Raw genomic sequence first — 26972 nt, 5'->3', positions numbered from 1 at the left:
ATTTCAACATTCTCGATCATCATGGCGGTTAGTACACACCTGCAGCCACCTCCGTCGCCTTTGCAGCGGCTGATACGGTTACTGGGAACCGAACGAAAAGATATTGTCTATATTCTGTTGTTCGCTATTATTACGGGTATCATTGGCCTTACCCTACCTCTCGGTATTCAGGCTGTTTTTAATCTGGTTTCAAGCGGCATGCTCTTCAGTTCGGTCTATGTAATGATCGGGCTGGTTATTGTTGGGGTTCTGGTTGGCGGTCTGCTCACGATTGTCCAGTTTACACTCGTTGAAATCATTCAGCAACGGCTTTTTGCCAAGGCTGCTTTTGAGTTTACTTACCGGTTGCCCCGCATCCAGCCGGAAGCGATGGCCGATTACTATCCGCCCGAACTGATGAATCGGTTCTTCGATGTAGTAACACTCCAAAAAGGCATGACAAAGGTTCTGATCGATCTTCCAGCTGCCGCTGTACAGATTCTTTTCGGCATCGTTCTCCTCTCCTTTTACCACCCGGTCTTTTTAGGATTTGGCCTTATTGTGCTGCTGGTTATTTATGGTGTTATCCGCCTGTTCGGGCCAGAGGGAACACGCACGAGCATCAAAGAATCGAGCGATAAGTACAAAGTGGTCGACTGGCTCGAAAAGTATTCGATCGACCTGTCAGAAAAGCGCTCGACTGAAGGCACACAAAATCCAATCGGCCAGATTGATCGCCGACTAGCCAACTACATAAACCATCGGAACGACCATTTTACAGTCCTAAAACGCTTCTATTACAGCTCCGTTGCGTTTAGAACACTGGTTACCGGAGGATTGCTTATTCTGGGTACATCGCTAGTTGTCAGCCGCCAAATGTCGCTGGGTCAGTTCGTTGCGTCGGAGCTGGTCATTGTACTTATTACCGGGGCCGTTGACAAACTCGTATCCAGTGTCGACACGATATTTGATATGCTGGCGGGTGTAGAAAAGATTGCGGCTGTAACTGACTTGCCCTTAGAAACCGATACGACAACACATGCTTAATTTATCGAATCAACAGATTGATGAGCAGATGTTCGGCGAATATCCGCTCAAAACGTTACAGGAACTGCCACATCCCCGCAGTAGTCGTCGGCTTGGCCGATGGATGCTCTTTTTTCTGTTCCTGACTATAGTCATCCTGTTCCTTCCCTGGCGTCAGAATATCAGCGGGTTGGGAAGCGTAACCGCTTTGACTCCACAAGACAGACCACAAACGCTCCAGAACGCCATTGCGGGTCGAATTGAGCGCTGGTCGGTTCGGGAAGGCCAGTTTGTCAAAAGGGGCGATACGCTACTGGTCATTTCGGAAATCAAAGACGAATATTTCGACCCCAATCTCCCCGAACGACTCGGCGAACAATTGGCCGCCAAACAGGGCACCAGAGTGGCCACGGATGCCAAGATTCAAGCGCTCGACGGGCAGATGAAGGCATTGAGCACAGGCGTACGGGTAGATTTGGCCGAAGCCAGAAACCGGGTTCAGCAGGAACACCTGAAGGTACGTATAGACAGTGCCGATCTGGTAGCGATCCGACGCAATTACCAGATTGCTGTTGACCGACTGGAGCGGTATGAAAAGGGCTACCGGGATGGCTTGTTCTCACTCACCGACCTCGAATCCCGGCGGCTCACAATCCAGCAGGACTATGCAAAGGTCATTGTGCAGGAAAACAAACTGAACGTAACACGGCAGGCACTGGCCAACGCCCGGCTCGATTTAGAGTCTATTCAGGCAAAATATGAGCAAGACATCGCCAAAACGCTATCCGATCGAAGTTCAGCTTTGTCGAGTAAGGCCAGTGCGAACAATGAGATTGCCGTTATGCGTAATAAGATCAGTAATGTTAGTGTAAGGCGTGGTATGTATGTTGTGCGGGCTCCGCAGAATGGCTATATCGTACGATCGCTGAAAGCGGGCATCGGCGAAACCATTAAAGAGGGCGAGGCTATAGCAACCCTGCAACCCGCCAATCCAACGATTGCTGTGGAGTTGTACGTACGCGCGATGGACGTGCCGCTGATTCAGCGTGGACGCCGGGTACGCATCCAGTTCGATGGCTGGCCCGCCATTCAGTTTTCGGGATGGCCTGCGGTGGCCGTCGGTACGTTTGGGGGGAAAGTGGCGGTTATTGACGCTGTGAGTAGCACCAATGGCCAATACCGGCTATTGGTAACGCCCGATGCGTTACCCGGTGATCAGCCCTGGCCTGAACTGTTACGCGTTGGGTCTGGCGTGGTTGGGTGGGTAATGCTCGACGATGTGCCCATCTGGTACGAACTATGGCGTCAACTCAATGGATTTCCACCAAGCCTAAAAGAAGAACCCGCGAAGCCAGAAAAAATATGAAGCTATTCGTTTTTCTGCTCTGGCTCAGCAGCATGGCACTTTGGGTAGAATCGGCTTTAGGGCAATCGGTTCCGGTACCCTCAGATGTTTTGTCGCGCACAGCCATTGCTACATCAGAAACCTCAACCGGTAATGTACCGTCGTCGCTGTCTGCACTGGCAGGTCTGCCTTTAGCAGATACGGGGATCGTGTTCACTGCCGAGGAGTTTTACCAGGCAGTGTTGCAGCACAATCCGATTGTTAAACAGGCGGCTTTACTAAGTCAGGAAGCGCAGGCGCAGGTCCAGCAGGCCCGTGGTGCGTTTGACCCCAAGCTGTTCTCGGCCTATAATCGTAAAAACTTTGGCAACACGCTTTATTACGACAAATGGCAGTCAGGGCTGGCTGTACCGATCTTGCCCGGTGGCCTTGATGTAAAAATGACGTACGACCGGAATACGGGAAAGTACCTGAACCCCGAAAACAACGTGCCGCCCACGGGGCTGATTGCGCTGGGAGTCAGTGTACCCATTACGCAGGGACTACTCATCGATGCACGTCGAAACACGTTGCGCCAGGCCCAACTGGCCGTTAATCTGGCCGAGGCCGATCGGATTTCATTAATCAACAAAACCCTGCTCGATGCGGCCAAAGCGTATTGGGACTGGTATCTCGCCTACCAGCAATTTCGCTGGATTGAGCGCGGGTATCAGTTGGCTCAAACGCGTTTTGTGGCCGTTCGGCAACGGGCGCTCATTGGCGACGCAGCTCCCATTGATACCACCGAAGCCCTGATTACGGTTCAGGATCGGCTGGTTCAATTTCAACAGGCGGCTGTCGATCTGCAAAATGCCCGACTCAGTCTAACAACGTTTTTGTGGAGTAGCCAGGAAGGCGCAGTTCCCCAACCTGTCGATTTGCCAGGTACAGTTATTCCGCAGGCCGCTCCCCCCGACCAGACCAGTCAGGTACAGCTTCAGGATTTACTCAACCGAGCTGCCGAACGGCACCCAGACCTGGTTAAATTGGTCAATAAGCAGCAACAATTAACCATTGAAGAGCGCTACCGCCGGGCGCTGTTGATGCCCAAAGTAAGCGTTGAGGCTAGCTTATTGAGCCGAGGTCCACTCTCGGAAGCAACTACTGATGGATCGGGTTCGTACGGCTTTCAATCGGGTAACCACAAGATTGGCGTCGATCTGGCCTTTCCTTTATTTCTCCGCGCCGAACGAGGAAAACTTCGTCAGGTGCAGTTAAAAAACCAGCAAACGGGATTGGAACGGCAACAGACAGGCCGCGACATTGTTAACGACATACAACGTGCCTGGAACGAACTGGTCGCCCTTGAAAAACAGATTACTACCCAGCAGCAAACCGCCACCAATCAGCAGATTTTGGTCCAGGCCGAAGTAAGCAAGTTTCAATTGGGCGAGAGTTCGTTGTTTCTGGTCAATAGTCGGGAAACTAAACTCATTGACTTACGGATAAAGCTGGAGGAGCTACGCACCAAGCACCAGAAAGCCCTTGCTAATTTATGGTACGCTGCCGGTTCCAACGTTGGTAGCCGGTGATTTTATAGTAAGGACAAGCTACATACAAAGCAGGATTGCTCTCAAAAGGCAGTCCTGCTTTGTTTTATCCCCATAAATTCGCTACTTCACAGCCTTTCATCTCTCCCAAACTAATTAATGAAAAACCTCTCCTCTTTCGCAGGGCGGCTAGTGGCTCTCGTCTTGTGCTTTTCTCACTATGCTCACGCCCAGGTACAGGAAGACGTTCTTAAAAAACTACAGGAAATTGCCATCATTGAGCAGAAAGTCATGATGCCCATGCGGGATGGCGTTCGGCTGGCAACGGATATTTACCGGCCCAAAACCGACAAACCCGTCCCGATTATTTTCTCTAAAACACCCTACAATTTCAACGCCTGGGGCGATGGAGAGCTTCGACAGAACTCGTACCTGGGCGCGCTTGACGCTGTAAAGCGGGGCTATGCCTATGTGGTTCAGAATGAGCGGGGCAAGTTCTTCTCCGAAGGCGACTGGGACATTCTAGGCCCACCAACCACCGACGGCTACGATGCCTTTTCGTGGATGGCCAAACAACCGTGGTCGAACGGGAAAATCGGGACGCTGGGCTGCTCTTCTACCGCCGAATGGCAGATGGCGGTGGCTGCTTTAGATCACCCGGCACACGCGGCTATGGTGCCCATGAGCTACGGCGCGGGTGTGGGACGCGTAGCTCCCTTTATGGAACAGGGCAACTGGTACCGGGGCGGGGCGCAACAAATGCTCTTTACCACCTGGTTGTATGGCACACAGGTCGACAATTTTGCCCGGCCGCTTTTCCCGAAAACCGCCAGCAGTGAAGACCTGACCCGCGTATCCCGATTCTATGATCTAGCGCCCGAAATGCCCAAAGTCGACTGGGCGCAGGGGCTGAAGTTTTTGCCGGTTCAGGACATTATCAAAAATGCGAATGGCGCGAAAGGAGTTTACGAGAAAATGATCGTTCGCAAACCAAATGACCCCGAGTGGTACAAAGGCGGTCTATATCATGATAACATGCCATTCGGCGTTCCCAGCTATTGGTTCGCGTCCTGGTACGATGTCTCGACCGGTCCCAACATCGCGTTGTTCAACCATGTCCGTAAAAACGCAACAGACCCTCAAATTCGCGACAATCAGTTTCTGGTTATTGCGCCTACGCTGCACTGCGCCTACAAACGAGCTACGGCGAATACCATCGTTGGCGAACGAAGCGTTGGCGATGCCCGGCTGGATTACGACGCCCTCACCTACGGCTGGTTTGATTACTGGCTCAAGGGGGAAAACAACGATGTTCTGAAAAACACACCCCGCGTCAGGTACTACACGATGGGTTCCAACAAATGGCAGACTTCCGATACCTGGCCACCCGCTACGTCCGAAATGACTACCTATTACCTATCCAGCGGAGGACACGCGAATAGCCTGTACGGCGATGGCAAACTTACCCCAAAGCCGGTCGGGAAGGAAGATAAACCAGATCTGTTTGCCTATGACCCGGCTTACCCGGTGCCTTCCTATGGAGGCAATGTTTGCTGCACGGGAACGGCAATTCAAGGCGGGGCTTTCGATCAGCACCAGATGGAAACCCGGCAGGATGTGCTGGTCTATACCACCGAACCCTTTGCCAATGGTGTCGAACTGACCGGCTCGATTGAAAGCACGCTTTATGTTTCTTCCGATGCCAAAGACACTGATTTCACGGTCAAACTGATTGACGTTTACCCGGATGGGAAAGCCTATAATCTGGACGAGACCATTCTCCGCGCCCGCTATCGGGAGGGCTTTGAGAAAGAAGTCTGGATGGATAAAGGGAAAGTGTATAAACTGACCCTAAGCCCCATGTCGACCAGTAATTATTTTGCACCGGGCCACAGTATTCGGGTTGAAGTATCGAGCAGTAATTTCCCCCGTTTCGACCGAAATATGAATACAGGTGGCGATAATTATAGCGAAACAAAAGGCGTAGTAGCTCACAATCAGGTGTTTCATTCAGCGCAATATCCGTCGCAGATTCGATTGCCGATTGTGAAGAAATAGCAGGTTTATTCTGGTCCGTCCCGATTGATCTCGGAGACGCCCGAACAGGCGAACAAATCAGGGAAACGTGCTGTTCTTTTAGAACAATCAGAAACCGCTAGGCACTGTACGAATAAAGAACTAGCTAAAACTTATTCCTTAATTAGCTTAAAACTACCCCGAACCCCCTAAAGGGGGCTTTGCCTATCTCTAAGACTGACAAAAGCCCCCTTTAGGGGGTTGGGGGTAGTTGGCAATTCGCTCAATCACTCATTAGCAATATGAAAGGCTTTCAATTTTCCGATTTCGTGCCGCCCGAACAGAAGGAAGGCAGCAACTTCGATAAACTGCTGAATATTTTCCAGCAGTTATTACTGCTGACGTCCGGCGATGTGGAACAAGCCATGTCCTGGATGAGTCAGCTTGACCGGCAATACGGCCTCACCGATGACAAATACGGCATTGGCAATTTCTTCGATGATCTGAAAGAGAAAGGCTATCTGACCGAAGATAATCAGGAAGGCAAAATCGTGATGACGCCCAAGAGCGAACAAACGATTCGGCGAAGTGCGCTGGAAGAAATTTTCGGTAAACTCAAACGGTCAAAGTCGGGCGGGAGCCACAAAACACCCTATACCGGCACCGGTGATGAACTCAGCAGCGACCTTCGAACTTATCAGTTCGGTGATTCTCTGGAACAGATTTCAATGACCGAATCCATCAAAAACGCACAGATCAACAGCGGTGTGGAGGAGTTTCGGTTGATGGAGCGCGATCTTGAAGTGACCGAAAAAGAGCAGAAGACGCAAACCTCGACCGTGCTCATGATCGACATTAGCCACTCGATGATTCTGTACGGTGAAGACCGGATTACACCCGCCAAGAAAGTGGCGCTTGCCCTTGTTGAACTCATCAAACTGAAATACCCCAAAGACACGCTCGATATTGTTGTGTTTGGAAACGATGCCTGGCAGATTCAGGCCAAAGAGCTTCCGTATCTGGAAGTTGGTCCCTACCACACCAACACGGTTGCCGGGCTGGAATTGGCAATGGACTTACTGCGTCGGCGAAAGAATAAGAACAAGCAGATTTTCATGATCACAGACGGGAAACCGACCTGCTTGAAAGAAGGCATCAAATACTACAAGAACTCATTTGGGCTGGACCGAAAAGTTGTGAGTAAAACACTCACGCTGGCCGCCCAGGCTCGTCGGCTGGAGATTCCGATCACAACATTCATGATTGCTTCGGACCCTTATCTGAAGCAATTTGTACAGGAGTTCACAAAGGTCAATAACGGCCGGGCTTACTATAGTGGCTTGCAGGGCCTGGGTAATATGATGTTCGAGGATTTTCAGCGGAACCGCCGGAAGAATATTAAGTAGGCTACATGCTGACAACCTTCGCAGACCAAGCCATTCCTTATTATAACACGCTCGCAGCACCAGCGAATCTGCCAACTGATGTGGGCGTGATAAATCCCTACCAACAGCCAGAAGTCGAGCACATTGTAAGCGAGTTCTACACCCGATTTTTCAGTGATACCAAACCGCGCGTTTTTGTGCTGGGTATTAATCCGGGGCGGTTTGGGGCAGGTGTAACGGGCATTTCATTTACCACACCTCAGAATCTGCGTCGATACTGTGGCATCGAAAATGACCTGCGCGATACACCGGAATTATCGAGTCGGTTTATTTATCAGGTTGTGGAAGCCTTTGGCGGAGCCGAGGCATTTTACGGGCAGTTTTTCCTGACATCCCTCTTTCCATTGGCCCTGACGAAAGCAGGCAAAAACTACAATTTCTACGACGACCGCGGAACAACCGAAGCGCTCTGGCCTGCCATTACCGAAACAGTTCGAACGCAAATCAATTTTGGTTACAACAGAAAGGTGGCCGTGTGCCTGGGTCGTAAAAACGAAACCTATTTACGTCGACTCAACGACCAGCAGGGCTTTTTCGACCGCATCGTTACGCTCGACCACCCGCGTTACATTCTGCAGTATAAAACGAAGGATATGCCAATGTACCTGGAGCAATACATCGCGACACTGCATGAATGTATAATCGATGTATAAACTTTTGAAATTACAGCGAATTTGTTTTTTGTCATTCCGACCTTAGGAGGAATCTCAAGCTTGATTATCAAAAAACTTGAGATTCCTCCTAAGGTCGGAATGACAAAAACGCAAAAACGACGCTATTCTAAAGAATTTCGGAAAGTTTAAACAGCATCTTTCTTATACCTTCGTTAGCTCCAGCGTAACGGTGTACGTTTCATCCTTACCGTCGCCGTCGAAGTCCTCCAACTCTTTACCCGACAGTTTCAGGACATTGCCACTAATAACCGTATCGTAGACGGTTACGTCGGTACCGCTGGTAAGGGTTAGCTTGTTGCCATCTAACTTCCAGGTAGAATTATCTTCAACCGGATTCATATCTGTTGAGGCAGAGCATTTAGCCCCCGGCGTTCCGGTAACTTTTCCACCCGAATTAAATATGATTGTCGTGCCTGTCAGACAGTCAACCAGATCGTTCCCAAGCCCATTCGGTAAGGATTTGAAGTAGGCCAGCACATCATTGCTTTTCTGGCCGGTTCCCAGGAAATCGACCCCAGGATCAATTTTATAGCCTGATATTTTCCAGCTTCCCTCAACGGATGATGTGGTTGGCGTTACTGCATCGTCACTCCCTTTCTTACAGCTACCGAACCACATTGGCATAGCGACGACTAACGCCCAGGCCATCAAACGGATTCCATTCAACTTTTTCATAATCGTACAATTTGTTAGAATTTGTATTCGCCCCGAAAGTATTAGCTCGGTTTGTACGGCCTGAAATGTGTTGAGCAAACGGTAAGTCGCACTTCGTAAACGGTCGAAACGAAGAATTTAACCACAAAAAAACCGACTCTATGACGAGTCGGTTTTTAGATATTGGAATTATAAGACGATTACTTTTTCGTCAAATCCATTGTATAGGTATACGCTACCTTTGTACCTGTACCCAGATAATCCTGGCTATCCTGCCATTGAACCTGCAGAACGGTACCCGTCTTGAGAACGGTATATGCCGTTTTCGTACCATCACTTTTAGTAATGGTCAATGTGTTCCCACTATAGGCCCATTTGCTGGTGGCATCAATACCTGTGATTGTACCCGGTGGAACAGTGCTTTTCTGGCAGGTAGTTGGGTTATCAGTGGCAATAGCACCGCCCGTCTGGAAGGTTAAGGTAATGTCATTCAGACAGGTAGTAGTTAAGATTAACGGAGCAGCGGCTAACAAATCTTCGTAGATACCACCTACTTTAGGATTAGCTTTCAGTGCAGTAATCTTATAACTACCCTCAATTGTTGTAGTTGGGGTAATAACTGGATTCTCATCATCTTTTTTGCAACTATCAAACCATAGGGGCATGGCAATGAGTAGTGCCCAAATGAACAGGCGGGATGAACGTAAATTTTGCATTGTTTCTGGTTATAAGAGGTGATTAATTAGGTTTGACGTCAAAATAGGCAAATAAATAATAAACTTGCGTAGCAGATAGTCAAACCATCTGAATAATTAGCAAATGATCTATCTAACGAACTAAAAGTATAAAAAAGTACCGGTCTACTTCCCCAAAAACTCCCAATCCAATAATCATGCGTTTATTTCTGCTTGGCTATTTTCTCTATATAACCCTACCAGTGCTGGCCCAAACGGCCTACCAACCTAGCGCTGAAAACCTGGCGGCCCGAAAAACCTTTCAGGATAATAAATTTGGAATGTTTATCCATTGGGGGGTGTATAGCATTCTGGGTGATGGCGAATGGGTGATGAACAATCGGCAGATTTCAGCGAAAGACTACGAAAAGCTACCCACGTTTTTTAACCCTACTGCCTTCGACGCGAAAGAATGGGTTTCAATAGCCAAAAATGCGGGCATGAAATACATTACCATCACGAGCAAACACCACGATGGGTTTGCCATATATGACTCAAAAGTGTCTGACTACGATATCGTTGACCGGACACCCTATAAAAAAGACGTACTAAAAGCCTTAGCCGATGAGTGCCGGGCGCAAGGCATCAAACTGTTCTTTTATCACTCCCACCTTGACTGGCACCATCCTGATTATTACCCACGTGGTCGAACTGGACAGAAAACAGGCCGTCCCGAAAGCGGCAATTTCGAGAACTATCTCAAATACATGGACACCCAGCTAACCGAACTGCTGACCAACTACGGCCCGGTTGGAGGTATCTGGTTCGATGGCTGGTGGGATCAATCTGCCGATGATGCAGGGCATGTAGGCAATTCAGCACCGGCTAGTAAAACCGGTATCGACTGGCATTTAGACCGGACTTATTCACTCATCCATAAACTACAGCCAGCCGCGCTGATTGGCAATAATCATCATGTAGCTCCTTTTCCTGGCGAAGACTTTCAGATGTTCGAAAAAGATCTGCCTGGTAGCAAAACAACGGGCTTCAATGAAGCGCAGACAATTGGGCAACTCCCGCTCGAAACCTGCGAAACAATGAATGGTGCCTGGGGCTTCAACATAAAAGATAATCACTACAAAAGCACCAAAGAACTCATCCAGTATCTAGTTAAAGCTGCTGGTCATAATGCCAATTTCCTGCTCAACGTCGGCCCCATGCCGAACGGTAAAATACAGCCTGAATTTGTGAAAACACTCGGCGAAATTGGCCAGTGGACACAACAAAATGGCGAGACCATTTACGGTACACGCAGTGGTCCCGTTCCCGCCCGCAATTGGGGCGTTACCACTGCTGTTGGCAATCGGGTGTTTGTGCACATACTCGACTGGTCTGACCGCCAACTGACGCTGCCCGCCATTCCAGGTAAGGTTCGCTCAGCTAAGCTGTTTGCAGATAAGAGTATTGTTAAAGTTTCTCAAACACCCGAAGGAGTAGTGCTAACCATGGCCACGGCTCCCGCAGATGATGCTATGGATACTATTATTGAGCTGGAAATGAACTCAGAGACCGCAAAAAAATAAGCCTAAACAAGTTTTTTCACGGTTGTAAGGTATAGCCACAGGATGAATGGTGCCTACAAATACCTACAACTACCTAACTTTACATGTTTGAATGGCAGATTGTTTCTTAACTTCTCTCCTCTTGTATGCTCGTAACCACTACCTCTAATATTGAAGGCAAGCATATCACAAATTATATAGGTCTGGTAAACGGGGAGGCAATTATTGGCGCTAACCTTGTCAAAGATTTTTTTACGAGCATCCGCGACGTAGTTGGCGGACATTCAGGCGCTTACGTGCAGGCCTTACGCGAAGCAAAAAGTATTGCCCTCAAAGAAATGGTTGATCAGGCTACCCGGCTGGGTGCCAACGCAGTTATCGGTGTTGATCTGGATTACCAGACCATTGGTGGAAACGGTGCCATGCTGATGGTAAGTGCCAACGGGACAGCGGTAATTGTAGCGTAATGCTATGAGCGTATAAACGATTTGCCTACTGTATGTATAGCACCATACAGTAGGCAAATCGTTTTATACTGCCTGGTCCTTATTTAAATCGCTGGATGCTATAGTCGTTCGATTGAAGTTTAGACCGATCGCCCATAGCCGCACCTACTTCGCCAATCCGGCCATTTAAGGTGAAAATCTGATTATTGACCGCTACATTCGTTGTGGCCTGGAAATAGCCGTTTGTATCTCTTTTTAACACCACAGCCGTTTGCCAGTTGTCATTGCTGTGCAACTGTGCTACCTGGCTTCCACTGCCCGTTACAACATACAAATCGTTATTCAGCAGCGTCAGTCCATCGCCAGGTAGGGGCCCTGTCCCAATTACTTCCGTAACAGCATTCCCATTTTTCAAATCCACCTTATACAACTTGCCCTGACCCGTGTTAGCCACAATCAGGTAACCGTCGGGATGGTACACAATACCATTCAGGCCAAATGTAGGACTGGTAAATCGTACATCGTCCCGCACCAGAACACTAGCCTGTCCATTGCTGGTAACTTTATAAATAACTGGCGAAAATGAGTCCGTCACGTAGATCGTACCATCTGGTGTAATAACCAGATCATTAGCAAGATTGGGTTCAGCGGCTGGCAGTAAATCGTCAAGATCAATTCGGCGCTCCAGCTGGCGGGTACTAAGGCTGAATACGAACAGTTCGGCCGTTTGGCGAGTTGTTTGGGCTGTACTTTTATCCGATGCACCCTGGTCGTTGTTCGTCACGATCAACCGGTCACCGGCTACTTTTATTCCATTCACACTAATCAGGCCCGGGTCCGACAAGAGATCCTCATAGCGGCCGTCGGTAGTAACCGTACCGATTTTCCCCTGGGTTACTGATGAGATCAGAAATTTATCCAACTGAGCAGAATAGGTGATTCCCTCTGGATATTGGCGTCGGGCTACGAAGTCAATTCGCTCCGGGAAGGAGGCATTCGGGCTAAGCCGGTGATCTTCACAGGCGGTCAGGCAAACGGCGAATGTACACCACCCGATTAGCTGGTAAGCGTTTTTCATAACGAATTAGTTGAATAGACAATAAAACGTTCTAACCATGAACAGATAGGTATGTTTCTATAACTTAGCCAAATCAGCTATTTATGAGCGAATGACCACACCAGATCCGTGTCTTATGAGTGAATGGTTCACCCAAATAGCTGATCGTACCTATAAAACCAGCAACAAAAAAGGCGTCAACCAAAGCCAGAATGACTTCAGTTGACGCCTGCTAAAACCTACCTATTTACCATTTCGGCTTAATACCGATCATCATCCTCTTCCTCTTCTTCCCCGAAGTTAGTACCTGGGTTGAACATCGAGCCGAGAAGATCCTTGAACGATAGGCCCGTATCCATTGCTTTTTTGCCAACGAGCGAATGCTCGGCCAAGCCATGCAAAGCGAACTCCATCATAAACAGTTTTTCGGCTTTGCTCATACGTTCGTGAAACTGATCCACAACATCATCCAGGCCGTCGATTGTACGGAGTCGGGCTTCGTAGTCGCGGTTGGTCAGATCGTTTAGAATGTCCATGGTATTGCCATCACCAAACCAGTCCGTGATTTTCTTGTAGGGGTTGCCGCGCTTATCCTTTTTGGCTTTCTCTGGATTCGGGAAGTACTGTAAAAACTGATTTCGAATGGCTTTACCAATCAGGTTCTGCGCTACAATAACAGGGCCCTCTACCTCACCTTCATATACAAGTTCGACCTTACCGCAAATGGCTGGCACAACACCATACAGATCGGCAATACGGACATAGGTTTCTTTTTCGCCATTGAGCAACGCCCGCCGTTCGGCAGAGGAGAGTAAATTCTCATAAGCCGAAATGGTCATCCGGGCCGAAACACCGCTTTTCGAATCGACATATTCACTCTCACGAGCTTCCAGTGCGATTTGCTCAATCAGGTCAGCAATCAGCTCATTCGTTTTCACCATGCCCGCCTGTTCCGTTTTCACGACAGCTTCCTGCATGGTAATCTTTTTACCGATTTCGATAGATTTCGGATAGTGAGTCACAATCTGCGAATCGATCCGGTCTTTCAACGGTGTTACAATGCTGCCCCGGTTGGTATAATCCTCTGGGTTAGCCGTAAAGACAAACTGAATATCGAGCGGCAAACGCAGTTTAAACCCACGAATCTGAATATCCCCTTCCTGCAAAATATTGAACAACGATACCTGAATACGTGCCTGTAAATCGGGCAATTCATTGATCACAAAAATGCAGCGGTGCGAGCGCGGAATCAGGCCAAAGTGAATGGTCCGTTCGTCGGAATAAGGCAGTTTAAGCGTGGCCGCTTTAATGGGGTCTACATCGCCGATAAGGTCAGCTACCGATACATCGGGCGTAGCAAGTTTCTCGGTGTAACGATCACTTCGGTGCATCCACTCAATGGGGGTCTGATCTCCTTTTTCGGCGATCAAATCGATGGCGAAACGCGAGAGCGGTTGCAACGGGTCATCGTTCAGTTCAGATCCGGCCACCACTGGAATATATTCGTCTAACAAATTGACCATCAGGCGTGCAATCCGGGTTTTAGCCTGCCCACGCAGCCCCAGGAGGTTAATGTGGTGCATCGACAAAATGGCCCGTTCTACATCGGGAATGACGGTATCTTCGTACCCCCATATTCCCGGAAAAACAACTTCCTTTTCTTTAATTCGCTCAATCAGATTGTCGCGTAATTCCTGCTTAATTGAACGGGTTTGATACCCGGCGGCTTTGAGTTCGCCAAGTGTAGAGATCGCTAGTAATTTTGATGCTTTCAGGCTGCGGTAGTTCATTCGCTGATTCTATGTGAAGAGTGTAGCATACAGAAGAATAAAAAGATGAATCGGGTCGTTTTCGAAGAATCAGCTTTACCAAATCTAGCTTTGTCTTTCGGTTTTCATTCACCTTTTCACAGACTATATACTTCATTAGGTCTAACAGGCTTTCGGAAGAAATGGTTTTTTGACAGTCAAATTGACTAATTTTACCAATCATGCGTCGGGTATAGTATCCCGTTGCCGTTTATGAACTCGATTGTATCATTTTTCTTTCTCTTTATTGCATTTATCGCTGTATCTGGGTGCCGCGTACAGAATAGTCCACCCGAATTAACCGGATTATCGACAAAAGAGGCCTTTGTTGGTGATGCAATTACCCTAACTGGTTACCAATTTGGCTCTGATCCTGTTGTAACTTTTGGTATTGCTTCCTCCGCTGTTACGGCTCAAATTAGCAGTCACGACGAGAATATCATCCAATTAACGGTGCCCTTAGTTCAACCGGGAAATACGCAGGTTCGCGTTCGTACTGACGAAGGCACCTCAGATCCACTCCTGCTTAAGGTAAAGCAACCCGTTCCTGTATTAACAACAATTACCCCCGGCAATGGGCTACCTGGTTCTCTGGTCGTTATTACGGGGGCTTACCTCAATCAAATTAAACGGGTTCGCTTCGACGATGTCACGGCAGAGATAAAAGATAGTACAGCCCAAAAGCTCACTATCGTTGTTCCGCCCAAACTACCCCACGGCCCGGTAGCACTCGCTATTGAAACAAAAGGCGGTGAATCTACCAGTAAATTTATTGTAGCGGGAACACCTCAGATTACCAGCGTTAGTCCACTACGCGCCAAACCCGGTGCGGAATTAGTTATACAAGGTCAAAATCTGATAGATGGTATTGTAAGTATCAATGGGCTTCCTACCGAAAAATCACTAACAACAGTAAAAGACACGGAGATTCGGACGGCAATACCGGCAACGGCTACATCGGGTGTGATAACGGTAAAGGTATTCGAGACATTAATAGCTACCAGTGTCGATACGGTTAAGATCATCCAACCCCCTTTCATTACTAATTTACTGGCTCAGGATGGTATTGCCGGAGATAAACTCCTTGTGAATGGCCGTAATCTCCGTGATGTAACCGGTATGACAGTAGGCAATGTGGGAGCTATATTCCGCATAATAAGTGATACACAGCTTGAAGTCACAATACCTGCCCTGACATCGTCGGGACCGGTACAGATTTCGGCCAGTAGTATTGGCGGAAACACTACCGCTACAGATCTTTTCTTTTTCTATCTGCCCCCTTCTAACCTCGTTATTACGCCAGCACGTCAACTTCGCGGGCGAACACTCACCGTTTCGGGCAAGAACTTGTATCGTATTACTGCGGTCAGTGTTAGTGGTATTACGGTGCCCATCACCAGCAGAAATGAAGGTATTGACTTACTTATTGGCGTGCCAGAAACTGCAGTAAGCGGCCCTATTACCGTTTCAAGCCGGGCAGGTACGGCTTCCGCTCCGTTAGTAGTCGTGCAACCGCCCGTTGTTTCTGATATTCTACCCGCAAAAGCACGACCGGGAGAACGGATTGTTGTACGGGGAGATTTCCTGTTGAACGCACAAATTTTCTTTACCGGTTCAGCTACACAAGCAGTTGATGGAGGGAAAAATGAAGATACCGAGCGCTGGATTCTTGTATCAGCCGATGCACAATCAGGCCCATTACGTGTGGTAAACGCTGCCGGTGAAATTGCGACACCCATGTTTTTTTCGCCTATCCGATTAGTAACCATCACGGACTTCCTGCCCAAGACGGCTAAAATTGGTGATGAGATTACCATTACCGGACAGAACTTATCATCTGTAACAGCCGTGCGTTTTAATGGTGGCACATCAACTCCGGCAACCTTCAGGCTATCGGGCAGTTCGCTACTTGCAACGGTTCCAACGGGGGCAGTTACAGGTCAAATCTGCCTTACCAATGATGCAGGGACGGTTTGTACAAGCGCTAATCTTACAATAACAAAGTAGAGCCCGGTCGGCCGTTGCCGCATCCCTGCGGTTCTTGTTCACCAGTAATACCGTCTGGCAAGTGGAACCGCAAGGATGGGGAAAGGGCCGACCGGGCTCTACATCTGCTTGATTTGCCTTATCAGTACTTCGTTGATACGAACGTAGCTTTCGTGGGTCCAGCCTGCTATGTGTGGCGTTAGTACTACCCGATTCGACTGGCGCAGATAATCAAAGGCGGCTTGCTGATCGGGCGTTAGTTTTGCTAACTTTTCGTTTTCCAGTACGTCTAAACTAGCCCCACGAATTTTGCCACTTTCCAATCCACGGACAACGGCTGCCAGTGACACAATTTCGCCCCTGGCTATATTATTCAGGTAGAATGGTTTGGCCACTTGGTCGATGAATGAATCGTTAATCATCATCCGCGTTTCATCAGTCAGTGGCACGTGTAGGCTCAGTACATCCGCTTCGGCCATAATCTGGGCTAGTGAAGCCTCCTGAGCAAAGCCGTCTCCATAGTTCGTCAGAAATTTGTCGTAAGCCAGTACGCGGCATCCAAAGCCACTAAGCCGCTGAGCGGTAGCCCGACCATTGTTGCCGTAGCCAACCAGACCAACGGTAAGACTACCGAGTTCATACCCTCGGTTGCCCTCCCGATCCCAAATTCCCTGACGCACTTCACGATCGGCTTTCAGGATATTGGCCAGGAGTGCCAGCAACATACCTACGGTATGCTCGGCAACCGCATCTCGATTTCCTTGACCTGCGTGAAAAACGGCAATACCTCGCCGTTCGGCAACCTCAAGGTCAATCAGATCTAAACCAGCTCCAGCCCGCCCAATAAAACGTAGGTTAGGGGCCTGACTTAGCAGTTCCTCATCGACAGTCGTTTTGCTCCGAATAATAAGACCGGTAAAGGGTGCAAGGCTCGTTATCAGCTCGGCTCGGCTAATTTTTGGTTGATACTCATACAAAAAGCCAGCTTCTGTAAGCATGGCAAAGAGCGACGGGTGCATTTCGTCGGCAATCAGAATAGATGGTTGATTCTGGGACATCCGGGGGGTTTTCGTAACTTGCGGCTATATGAGTGAAGAATGAAAAGTGAAAAATGAAAAATGAAAAGCTTCGCTTGATAGTTTACCATTTATTCTTCACTCTTAATTCTTCATTCTTCACTAGTTAAAATTCTTGGCGAAACTACGAAAAGTACATGGAACAACGCCAACCGAACGAACCGAACCAATCCCGCAATACCTCTTCAGGTGGGCCAAAACCTGATACCCGCTCAACCGATGCGCAAGTACAGCCATCGACAGAGCAACGGCAGAACAATCAGCCCCGCAACAATCGCCAGGATGTTCCTTATCAAGACAACCGAAAAAAGGATAATGCGGTAAATGATGCGCCAAATCGGCCTGAGCGATCGTACAAACCCGTGCAGAATCAACGGGAGAACCGACAGCAACCGGGCCGAACTGACGAGCCACGGCCCAAGAACCAACGGGATAATCGGCAGCCCAACAACGGTCAGCGCCCCAACGAAGCTCGCCAACGTGATGAAAACCGGCAGGATCGGGATCGGAATCCGAACAACAACCGGAATCAACCTCGCGAATCCTTACTAAGCGAAGGAGGATCGCGTGATTTTGGTAATCAGGCAGCTCAGCCAACCGAATATGCAGGTCGAGAGGATCGGCTAGTGATCGGCATTTCGCTGGGCGATTATAATGGCATTGGTCCCGAAGTAATTCTAAAAGCCCTTCAGTATAACCGATTGCAAAAAATCTGTACGCCTGTTATCTACGGTTCCATGCGGATTTTGAATCGGTATCGGAATTTGTTGAACCTGAAAGACTGGAATCTGAATGGAGCACAGACGATTGGTCAGATCAGTCATAAACTGACCAACGTAATCACCTGCTGGCCCGACCAAAATCAGGAAATTCAGCCCGGCCAAGTGACTCCCGAAGCGGGCCAGGCCGCATTGGCTTGCTTGCAACGGGCCGTTGATGACCTAAAGAATGGCAAGTTAGATGCCCTCGTAACCGCTCCAATCAACAAATACAACATCCAGTCGGAAGAGTTCAAATTCCCTGGCCATACCGAATACCTGGCGCAGGAATTTGGGGTTGAGGATAATCTGATGTTCATGGTCAGCGAAACCTTACGGATTGGCGTTGTAACAGGTCATGTCCCCTTGGGGCGCGTCCGGCAGAATGTCACGCGTGAGCGTATTGTCCAGAAATTGCATATGATGATGCAGTCGCTGAAGCAGGATTTTGGCATCGAAAAACCGAAAATTGCGGTACTCGGCCTGAACCCTCATGCGGGTGAAGAAGGACTACTAGGCAGTGAGGAGCAGGACATTATTAAGCCACTGCTCATCGAATTGGCCAACAAAGGAGAACTGGTTTTTGGACCCTACCCTGCTGATGGTTTCTTTGGCACCAGGGCTTACAAGAAATTCGACGCAGTTTTGGCCATGTACCACGATCAGGGTCTGATTCCGTTTAAGGCTATTGCCTTTGAGGAAGGCGTGAACTTTACGGCTGGCATGCCCGCCGTACGAACATCGCCCGATCATGGGACCGCCTATGATATTGCTGGCAAAGACCTTGCCGACGAAACCTCCATGCTCCAGGCCATTTATACCGCCATTGATGTTGCCCGCAACCGCAAGGAGTTTTTAGAACTAGAAGCAGGAGCCCTGAAGTAGGGCGGTTGGTTATTGAATCAGTGGTTTATTGAGTTATACATCTTATGACTTACTTAATAAACTATGGCGCGATAACCTATTAACTTAACAACCCATACAAAACCATACCAATCGAATGCTCAAATCAATGACTGGCTTCGGCAATGCAACAGTGGAAGCTGGTGGCTTGTCTGTAACGGCGGAAATTAAAACCCTGAACTCAAAGTTTTTAGATATTTATTGCCGGATGCCCCGGCAGTTTTCTGATAAAGAAATTGAGTTGCGTGCCTTGCTGACTCAGCAGTTGGAACGCGGCAAAGTAGAGCTTTCGCTCAATCTGGCTCGTACCAGTGGCATACGGCCGGGTGTAACCATTAATCGCCCACTGGTGCAGGCGTATGTGAGTGATTTAAAGGAAACTGCCAACACAATGCTTATGAGTATACCAGACAGCGATGTGCTGCAACTGGCTCTCCAGCAACCGAATGCCTACCTGACCGAATCCGCCGACCCGACGGATGACGCATCGGACTGGATAACCGTACAGGCCGCTGTGCAGGAAGCATTGCGCCGGTGCGATGGATTCCGTAAGCAGGATGGGGCCGTTTTGGAGAGCAAATTTCAGGAGTATATCCAGATCATTACCGACCGATTGGCAGCTATTGAAGAGCAGGATGTTCGGCGGATTCCGGGCGTTCGGGATCGGATGCGAAACTCGGTAAAAGAGCTATTGGACAGCGAATCGTTCGATCAGAACCGCTTTGAACAGGAGTTGGTCTATTATGTTGAGAAGTTCGACATTTCAGAAGAGAAAGTCCGGCTCAAAAGCCACCTTAGCTACTTCTTAGAGGTGCTTTCAACAGAAGAAGCCAATGGAAAAAAACTAAATTTCATCTCGCAGGAGATTGGTCGGGAAATTAATACGATTGGTTCCAAGGCCAACGACGCAGCCATTCAGCGGCTGGTTGTACAGATGAAAGACGAGCTGGAAAAAATCAAAGAGCAGACGATGAATGTGATCTAAAAACTCCTGCTACTCTTGACAATTCTTGACCATACTTTCTATCAGTCACACGACACCCTAACGCTGGCTCAACTCCTGCTCGGTTGTGAACTCGTACACGAGAGCCGTGGCGACGGACCGCTGGAAGGCATAACAGCAGGCATTATTGTGGAAACGGAAGGCTATTTAACTGATGATCCAGCCTGCCACGCTTACCGGCGGCAAACAGTCCGCAATGCCGCCATGTTTGGGCCAGCCGGAACGTTGTATGTCTATCAGATTTACAACCACTACAACTGTATCAATGTCGTATCAGGTCCCGAGGGCGTAGGAGAAGCGGTGCTCATTCGGGCCCTCGAACCTACAGAAGGCATTGACCTGATGGGACTCCGGCGTAACGAAGCCTTTAAGACCGGCTTCGAACGCTATCGTAACAATACCATCGACGCCACAACCGCCGATGGTCAGCGTAATCTCGCCAACGGACCCGGCAAACTCACCATTGCGATGGGCATTAGTCGGGAGCATGATAATGCCTCATCGCTGGTAACAGGTTCAATTTATATTCGTGGGCCGGTATTGCACGACTTCGATATGGTCACCACAACCCGTATCGGCCTAACGCACGGCGCTGATTTGCCGTATCGATATTATATAAAAGGGAATCGGTTTGTGAGTAAGAAATAGATAAGAAGAACTACATAGTTATTTTTATCTATTTCTTACTCCTCAGTTAAATCCTCCTAGTTAATCACACGGAACAAGCGATCCCAGCGTACTTTGTGCCAGATATCAGCCGGAACAGGATCGATTGACATCCAGACAAATACCGCTTTACCAACAATATGATCTTCAGGAACAAACCCCCAGTAACGGGAATCCTCTGAGTTGTGTCGGTTGTCGCCCATCATGAAGTAATAATCCTGTTTGAAGGTATAGGTGGTTATTGGCTGGCCGTCAATGCGAATGCCAGTTGGCGTTACCTCTACCGTCTGATTCTCTTCATACCGCTGAATGGCAGTCCCATATACGGCAATTGTTTGGGTATTGATGGGTATTGTAACCCCTTTTTTAGGAATGGTAAGCGGACCGAAATTATCCTGATTCCAGGGATAAGCTGACCCACCATAGATGCCCTGTGTAGCTAATCCTTTCGGCTCCGTTATGGGTTCAATTCCCTTCACCCAATCGAATCCGGCAAATTTATGCCTGACTTCCTCCGTCATATTGACTCGGTAGCCTACTAGTGTAGACGATTTCGTTGACTCATTATAGGACTCAAGCGGCTGCCAGTTAATGAACGGTCCCTCCGGCGATTTGAAATCATTGACGATATCGTATTTCCGAAAAAATCGCTCGTCAAGTACCTCATTGGTTTTCACAAAATAAGTCGTTTCAGATCGGGCTGGCGTTGGGAACGCCTTACCATTAACATATACCTGCTCCTGACGAATCTCCACTACATCGCCGGGAATACCGATACATCGTTTTATAAAATTGGTTTTTAAATCGGTTGGATAGGCAGGTTCCCCAGCTTTAGGCGGTGGGTAATTGAAGACCACAACATCCCCATTTTTCACATGCGTAAAACCAGGCAACCGATAAATTGGCAACTGAATGGCTGTGCTATAGGATGGTAGATCGGTACCCCAGATTTTCTGATGGGTAAGCGGTATTTGCAGGGGCGTTTTGGGGGTACGAATACCATAATGCAGCTTGCTGACGAATAGGAAATCGCCAACCATCAGGCTGTTTTCCATGGAAGGTGTCGGAATGGCGTAGGCTTCAAAGGTCAGAAACCGGATAAGCGTAGCGGCAATAACCGCAAAAAGTACCGAATCGAACCATTCCCGGATGGGTGTTTTTTTGGATTTAAGGGGCTTAGTCGCCTGCTGTTTTTTCGCTTTGAGCATATCCTGAGGGGTCGTGAATGTAAGAACGAGTATCTGAAAATGAAATATAACCATCGGTGTAATAGGCTGATACCTATTTTACACCGATGGTTATATGACTAGCTGAATGCCTTGTTCTGTATTCTACACTCAAATCCAGCAACAGGAAGCTGCCTGTTCACGGATCAACTGCTCGCATTAATACCCCCTCGCGGTATTGTCAGCTCTTGGGTCAGATGCGCCCTCATAGGAGCCGTCGGGGCGGATCAGTACGCAGTCCATACGACCCAATGTATTTGTGAGTTTTTCCAGAGTATAGCCCCGGTTTTGCAGCGCCTGAATCGTGGCGTCGGAAAAGGCTCCATTTTCGAAAATCGTTTTATCGGGTAACCACTGGTGATGGAACTTGAGCGCATTAACCGCCTGCTGCATGGTCATACCATGTTCTATAACGTTCAGAATGGTCTGGTATACCGACGTAATAATGGTTGAACCACCCGGCGTTCCCACCACCATAAACAGTTTCCCGTCTTTTTCCAGAATAGTTGGAGTCATCGACGAGAGCATGCGTTTATTAGGCGCGATGGCGTTGGCCTGATTTCCAATTAAACCAAACATGTTTGGAACGCCTGGTTTTACACTAAAATCATCCATTTCATTGTTCATGAAAAAACCAGCGCCACCTATAACCACCCGGCTCCCGTAACCACCATTCAGGGTTGTGGTGATACTTACGGCATTACCCTCTTTATCGACCACCGAAAAGTGGGTAGTTTCGAGGCTTTCGTATCCAGGAATAGTGCCGCCCTTCACGTCTTTACTATCGGTAGCCTTAGCCCATGAGAAATCCGTCCAGCGCGTACGCAGGTAGTCCGGGCTTATTAATTGGCTAACAGGCACCTTCACAAAATCGGGATCACCCAGAAACTTAGCCCGGTCGGCATACACACGACGCTCGGCCTCTATCATTACCTGCACCGTACTGTCGCGATTCCAGCCCCACTTTCGGAGCGGATATGGCTCTGTCAGGCGCATCATTTGTAGTAAAGCAACCCCACCGCTTGAGGTTGGTGGCATCGTAATAACATTGTACTCTTTGTATTTCGCCTGAATTGGCTCCCGCCAGACAGAATGGTAATTTTTCAAATCTTCTTCCGTAATCAGCCCTTTTCCACGAACCATCTCTTCTGCCAACAGCCGGGCCGTTTCGCCTTCATAAAACCCGGCTCTTCCCTGCGCCTGAATCCGCTGTAGCGTTTTTGCTAAATCAGATTGCACGAATAATTCACCTTTATGCCAGGTAACTGTATCCGTAAGAACGGCACTTTTCAGGAAGTATGTTTTACCAGGGTTAATTGTATTCAGATCGGTTTTGATCCGATTTAGGCCCAGTGCATCACGTTCGGTTAGCGCAAACCCTTTGGCAGCCAGATCGATAGCTGGCTGTATTACCTGTGTCCAGGTTAGTTTCCCAAAGCGTTTATGGGCTTCGGCCATTCCATCAACTGAACCGGGAACCCCACTCGCCAGATGCCCGCTAATGCTCAAACCGGGTCGAACATTGCCCAGTGAATCAAGATACATATTCTGGGTGGCACGGCCGGGCGCTTTTTCACGATAGTCGAGCGTATACGCTTTACCGACATTATCCCGATAAACCATAAATCCACCACCCCCGATATTGCCGGCACCCGGATACACTACAGCTAATGCAAACTGTACGGCTACAGCCGCATCCACCGCATTCCCTCCCGCTTTCAGGATGTTTAGTCCTACCTGCGATGCTTCGGGATGGGCCGATGCCACCATGCCATTACGCCCGGTTACGCCTACCCGATCAGAGAAAAAGGGTTTTACAGTTGGGTCTTCGTCACGATATTGATAAACACCCTGACTCTGCGTTACCTTCGTATCGGTCGTTGTTGAAGGGGCTTGCGTTTTGCAGGCGGTTACTCCTAACGTAAAAAGCAGGAATGGTAAATAGTATGTACTGCATTGTTTCATAGGTTACGCTTCAGTTAGGTTGTATTATGCCGTAAACTACAAAAATAACGGTATCCCGCTGATACCCAAATCAACCACTTATCCGCCAGAAGTTTATACTTGTCCGAAATTCGTTGGCGATGCAAACCTCATGTTGTACTTTCATTGCTTGGAACCTTGTAGGCAGCATGGCTCTAGGGCGTGCTAGACTAGGCTGGTTATTCACTTTTTCGCTCTTTATACCAGATGCGATTTATTCGTCAGACTTTTGAAAGTTTTCGGTTCGCGTGGCAGGCACTTCGCTCGAACCTTCTTCGTACAATGTTATCGCTACTTGGGGTAACCATTGGTATTTTTGCGATCATCGCCGTTTTTACGCTGGTCGATTCACTAGAACGAAACATCAAAGAAAGCCTGTCCTTCATTGGCGATAAGGTGGTGTATGTAGAAAAATGGCCCTGGGTCTTTAGTGGCGATTTTCAGTGGTGGAAATATTTTCAACGGCCAGTACCCACCTATAAGGAGTACCGCTTTCTAAGTGAACGGCTTGAAAATGCTCAGGCGGTTGTGGCTATGTCTTTCAAAGGTCGGATTACGATCAAAAAGGATAACAACAGCATGATTGCCCTCATTCAGGGAACAACATTGGATTACAACAAGATCTCGGATGTGCCGGTTGAACAGGGTCGTTATTTTACCCAGCAGGAAGTTGACGTTGCCCGCAATGTAACTATCATTGGGTCCGACGTGGCCGAAAACCTCTTTCCAGGTCAGGATCCTCTTGGCAAGTCGTTTAAAATAAATGGCATGAACTTTTCGGTCATTGGTGTTCAGAAAAAGAAAGGTGAAAGCATCCTTAACGTAGGCGGTAATCCAGACATCAAATGCCTGATTCCTTATGGCGCCTTTGCGAAGATGTTTCACTCCCTCAATCCGAATATTACGCTGGCAATCAAAGGGTATGATACGGATGAGGGATTGCTCGAACTGGAGAGTGAAATTCGCGGGTTGATGCGTACCCGACGTGGATTACGTCCTACGCAAGATGATAATTTTGCCATTAACCGCCCCGAAGCTGCCGCACAGGCAATCAGTGGTATTTTTTCCGTTTTAACCTTAGCAGGCTGGGTAATTGGTGGTTTTTCGATTCTGATCGGTGGCTTTGGAATTGCCAACATTATGTTCGTTAGTGTGAAAGAGCGCACCAATATCATCGGTATTCAGAAATCGCTGGGAGCAAAGAATTACTTCATTCTGTTTCAGTTTTTATTTGAAGCTGTGCTATTAAGCTTAGTTGGCGGGTTAGCCGGTATCTTTCTGGTTTACCTACTGTCGTTCATGGATTTAGGAAGCCTTGATCTCCAGTTAACAGCGGATAATATCGCATTGGGGCTGGGTGTTTCTAGTATCATTGGCATTATGTCGGGAATTATTCCCGCATTTTCAGCGGCCCGTCTCGATCCCGTAATTGCCATACGGGCAAAGTAAGTAGGATGTATGATATATGATGTAGGTGTCCAGTCTGAATCCATACATCATATATCTTCTCACTCTCCCTTTGGCGCAACCAGGACAACATCTTCTTTCTCCACAATCACTTGCCCAGGAGCAAGGCCTTTCGGCTTACGAACAAATTTTTTGGGAGTAACAACAACAGGGCATAAGCTATCAGTTCGGCGTTTTGAGTACCATGCAGCTAACTCAGCGGCCCGTTCGATAACATGACGAGGAAAGGTCTTACCGGCCTGGTATTTCACAATTACGTGCGAACCAGATACATCACGGGCATGAAGCCAGAGATCGTCTTTGTAAGCATATTTCAATGTTAGTAAATCATTATTTTTCGCATTCCGGCCAATCAGAATGCGAAAGGCATCAATTGTTACTTCTTTAAATATAGGCCCAGCATCATTATTGGGCGAAATTCGGTCCGCCGAATCCGTGAGTAAATTTTGTTGTTTCACATAGCGACGTAGTTCTTTTAGGGTTTGAATTCCGGCTAAATCAACTTTCTGCTGGTTAATCCGCGCTATTTCCACTTCACGGTTGGCTACCATCTCTGTCAAGTGTTTCTCTTCAATTTTTTCATTCTTTGCCTTTCGATAAAAGTTCTCCGCGTTTTTCTGAGGACTTAGGTCAGGCTTAAGTTTTAGGATTATTGGTTGATCGCGATAGAAATCGTATAGTGTTAACCGTTCAGGAGATTTAGCCCCTGGTATCTGTGGTACATCATGAAGATTTGCCATCAGTATATGTCCCATTTCTTCATGACTCGCTCCCTCTTCACGCGATATAAGTCGTTGCATAGCGCCCGCAAGCTGTCCTTTTGCCCGTTTCTGACGCTTTTCGAGAAGGCGTAATAGGTTTGCTTTCTCATGCTCAAAAATACCTAGTCCGTTATAAGTAGTATAAAACCGATTAGCGGCCTCAACAGGATCGTCAAACTCGCGCAAATAGGATCGGTTGGGAGCCTCCCCAGCGTCTGGATCGACCATTGGTAACAGGCTCAAGGTTGGCGTATGATGCAGTTGCGTCAAGTAATACCGGGGGTGTTCGAGTAGCCGCAAAGTGTCCTGAATAATAGTCCACTGGGGTTTACCCTCCTCTAGATTTTCCGATTCTTGCTTGCTGATCCATTCATTTACAACTTTCCCGAAGGTTGGAAACAGTTTTCGATGGTCGAAATTAGCCCGCTCGAAAGCCGCATAAGATTGATCGATTGGGCGGTCAATAGACGAGAAAAGGAGATGCTCATCACTTACTAATTGGCGGTTAAACAGATCGACAACCCCATTGTTGAAGAAAGCCAGTAAGTTAGGCCGGTTGCCGAAAAATTTAAATACTAATGAGAAACCGCCCTCCAACAAAATAGCCAGGCAGCGCTCGTTCAAAAATGAACGAACACCAATAACTGCCCGTTCCTGCCCCGTTTCTCCAACTACTGTTTCAAATAAATCAACACTATTCGTTCGTGCACGTTGCACAGACTCAGGAAAGAACAATCCAGAGAAATCGGGGCGTAACGTTGCTTTTATGTAGAATGGTTTATAGTAATTGTTTTTCCCCCTGGCCTGCGCAAAAATGAGCACAACTTCATCACGGTCCTGACTGAAACATTCCATGAATAGGAGCCCCTTTGAAAGTGGGTTAGCAGTCCCTGAAATTAGCGCAAAATTACCTAGTAAATGGGATTCG

The 26972-nt window shown here is 48.2% G+C and carries 21 protein-coding genes; 13 read left to right on the top strand and 8 right to left on the bottom strand.

The features are described from left to right. Positions 1–21 precede the first annotated feature (21 nt). From ACYVGO_RS35290 to ACYVGO_RS35265, 6 genes are all read left to right on the top strand, one after another. Positions 22–1026, top strand: a complete 1005-nt coding sequence (locus ACYVGO_RS35290) for an ABC transporter transmembrane domain-containing protein (RefSeq protein ID WP_142775284.1) — start codon at positions 22–24, stop codon at positions 1024–1026. Then, entirely contained in the window at positions 1019–2371 is a 1353-nt protein-coding gene (locus tag ACYVGO_RS35285; protein ID WP_142775285.1) for an HlyD family secretion protein, read from the top strand. The genes ACYVGO_RS35290 and ACYVGO_RS35285 overlap by 8 nt, the downstream gene beginning before the upstream one ends. Beyond that, positions 2368–3921, top strand: a complete 1554-nt coding sequence (locus ACYVGO_RS35280; RefSeq protein WP_460973386.1) for a TolC family protein — start codon at positions 2368–2370, stop codon at positions 3919–3921. Before ACYVGO_RS35285 ends, ACYVGO_RS35280 begins: the two co-directional genes overlap by 4 nt. Before the next feature lie 117 nt (positions 3922–4038). Next, positions 4039–5937, top strand: coding sequence for a CocE/NonD family hydrolase (locus ACYVGO_RS35275; protein WP_460973385.1), 1899 nt, complete (start codon positions 4039–4041; stop codon positions 5935–5937). 260 nt (positions 5938–6197) lie between these two features. After that, positions 6198–7301, top strand: coding sequence for a vWA domain-containing protein (locus ACYVGO_RS35270; protein WP_460973384.1), 1104 nt, complete (start codon positions 6198–6200; stop codon positions 7299–7301). Between the two features lie 8 nt (positions 7302–7309). Next, positions 7310–7993 carry a uracil-DNA glycosylase family protein gene (locus ACYVGO_RS35265; protein ID WP_460973442.1) on the top strand — a complete coding sequence of 228 codons (684 nt, stop codon included), beginning with the start codon at positions 7310–7312 and terminating at the stop codon, positions 7991–7993. A 162-nt stretch (positions 7994–8155) separates the two neighbouring features. Here the strand turns inward: ACYVGO_RS35265 and ACYVGO_RS35260 are convergent, their stop codons facing one another. Next, positions 8156–8689 carry a lipocalin-like domain-containing protein gene (locus ACYVGO_RS35260; RefSeq protein WP_460973383.1) on the bottom strand — a complete coding sequence of 178 codons (534 nt, stop codon included), beginning with the start codon at positions 8687–8689 and terminating at the stop codon, positions 8156–8158. 179 nt (positions 8690–8868) lie between these two features. Next, a complete protein-coding gene (locus ACYVGO_RS35255) occupies positions 8869–9384 on the bottom strand; it encodes a lipocalin family protein (RefSeq protein WP_142775289.1) in 516 nt (171 codons plus the stop codon). A gap of 176 nt (positions 9385–9560) precedes the next feature. Between ACYVGO_RS35255 and ACYVGO_RS35250 the strand changes: the two genes are divergently transcribed. Further along, positions 9561–10925, top strand: coding sequence for an alpha-L-fucosidase (locus tag ACYVGO_RS35250; RefSeq protein ID WP_460973382.1), 1365 nt, complete (start codon positions 9561–9563; stop codon positions 10923–10925). A 125-nt stretch (positions 10926–11050) separates the two neighbouring features. Beyond that, complete coding sequence (locus tag ACYVGO_RS35245) at positions 11051–11371, top strand: heavy metal-binding domain-containing protein (protein ID WP_142775291.1); 321 nt, start codon at positions 11051–11053, stop codon at positions 11369–11371. A gap of 79 nt (positions 11372–11450) precedes the next feature. Here ACYVGO_RS35245 and ACYVGO_RS35240 read toward each other — a convergent pair whose 3' ends face one another. Beyond that, complete coding sequence (locus tag ACYVGO_RS35240; RefSeq protein ID WP_460973381.1) at positions 11451–12428, bottom strand: SMP-30/gluconolactonase/LRE family protein; 978 nt, start codon at positions 12426–12428, stop codon at positions 11451–11453. A 239-nt stretch (positions 12429–12667) separates the two neighbouring features. Beyond that, complete coding sequence (locus tag ACYVGO_RS35235) at positions 12668–14197, bottom strand: P-loop NTPase family protein (RefSeq protein ID WP_460973380.1); 1530 nt, start codon at positions 14195–14197, stop codon at positions 12668–12670. 231 nt (positions 14198–14428) lie between these two features. Here ACYVGO_RS35235 and ACYVGO_RS35230 point away from each other — a divergent pair, with 231 nt between their 5' ends. After that, on the top strand, positions 14429–16222 hold the full coding sequence (locus tag ACYVGO_RS35230; RefSeq protein ID WP_460973379.1) for an IPT/TIG domain-containing protein: 1794 nt from the start codon (positions 14429–14431) through the stop codon (positions 16220–16222). A 98-nt stretch (positions 16223–16320) separates the two neighbouring features. Here ACYVGO_RS35230 and ACYVGO_RS35225 read toward each other — a convergent pair whose 3' ends face one another. Further along, entirely contained in the window at positions 16321–17259 is a 939-nt protein-coding gene (locus ACYVGO_RS35225; RefSeq protein WP_142775295.1) for a 2-hydroxyacid dehydrogenase, read from the bottom strand. A 155-nt stretch (positions 17260–17414) separates the two neighbouring features. On the opposite strand from ACYVGO_RS35225, the gene pdxA reads away from it, so the two are divergent. From pdxA to ACYVGO_RS35210, 3 genes are all read left to right on the top strand, one after another. After that, complete coding sequence (pdxA, locus tag ACYVGO_RS35220; RefSeq protein ID WP_460973378.1) at positions 17415–18920, top strand: 4-hydroxythreonine-4-phosphate dehydrogenase PdxA; 1506 nt, start codon at positions 17415–17417, stop codon at positions 18918–18920. Positions 18921–19035: 115 nt separating this feature from the next. Next, entirely contained in the window at positions 19036–19923 is an 888-nt protein-coding gene (locus ACYVGO_RS35215; RefSeq protein WP_142775297.1) for a YicC/YloC family endoribonuclease, read from the top strand. Between the two features lie 15 nt (positions 19924–19938). Beyond that, positions 19939–20589 (top strand): DNA-3-methyladenine glycosylase, encoded by a 651-nt coding sequence (locus tag ACYVGO_RS35210; RefSeq protein ID WP_460973377.1) that lies wholly within the window; start codon positions 19939–19941, stop codon positions 20587–20589. A gap of 56 nt (positions 20590–20645) precedes the next feature. On the opposite strand, the gene lepB is transcribed toward ACYVGO_RS35210, so the two are convergent. Together lepB and ggt are read right to left on the bottom strand one after the other, a co-directional pair. Beyond that, positions 20646–21815 carry a signal peptidase I gene (gene lepB / locus ACYVGO_RS35205; RefSeq protein WP_460973440.1) on the bottom strand — a complete coding sequence of 390 codons (1170 nt, stop codon included), beginning with the start codon at positions 21813–21815 and terminating at the stop codon, positions 20646–20648. Positions 21816–21992: 177 nt separating this feature from the next. Beyond that, positions 21993–23798 carry a gamma-glutamyltransferase gene (gene ggt / locus ACYVGO_RS35200; RefSeq protein WP_460973376.1) on the bottom strand — a complete coding sequence of 602 codons (1806 nt, stop codon included), beginning with the start codon at positions 23796–23798 and terminating at the stop codon, positions 21993–21995. Between the two features lie 225 nt (positions 23799–24023). On the opposite strand from ggt, the gene ACYVGO_RS35195 reads away from it, so the two are divergent. Then, the gene (locus tag ACYVGO_RS35195) at positions 24024–25265 is read left to right on the top strand and encodes an ABC transporter permease (protein ID WP_142775300.1); all 1242 of its coding nucleotides are present in this window, start codon (positions 24024–24026) and stop codon (positions 25263–25265) included. Positions 25266–25324: 59 nt separating this feature from the next. Here the strand turns inward: ACYVGO_RS35195 and ACYVGO_RS35190 are convergent, their stop codons facing one another. Beyond that, positions 25325–26899: an NFACT RNA binding domain-containing protein gene (locus tag ACYVGO_RS35190; protein WP_460973375.1), complete on the bottom strand. Its 1575-nt coding sequence runs from the start codon at positions 26897–26899 to the stop codon at positions 25325–25327. Positions 26900–26972 lie beyond the last annotated feature (73 nt).

Source organism: Spirosoma migulaei (genome assembly GCF_054776855.1).
This window is presented reverse-complemented; position numbering and strand designations above follow the sequence as displayed.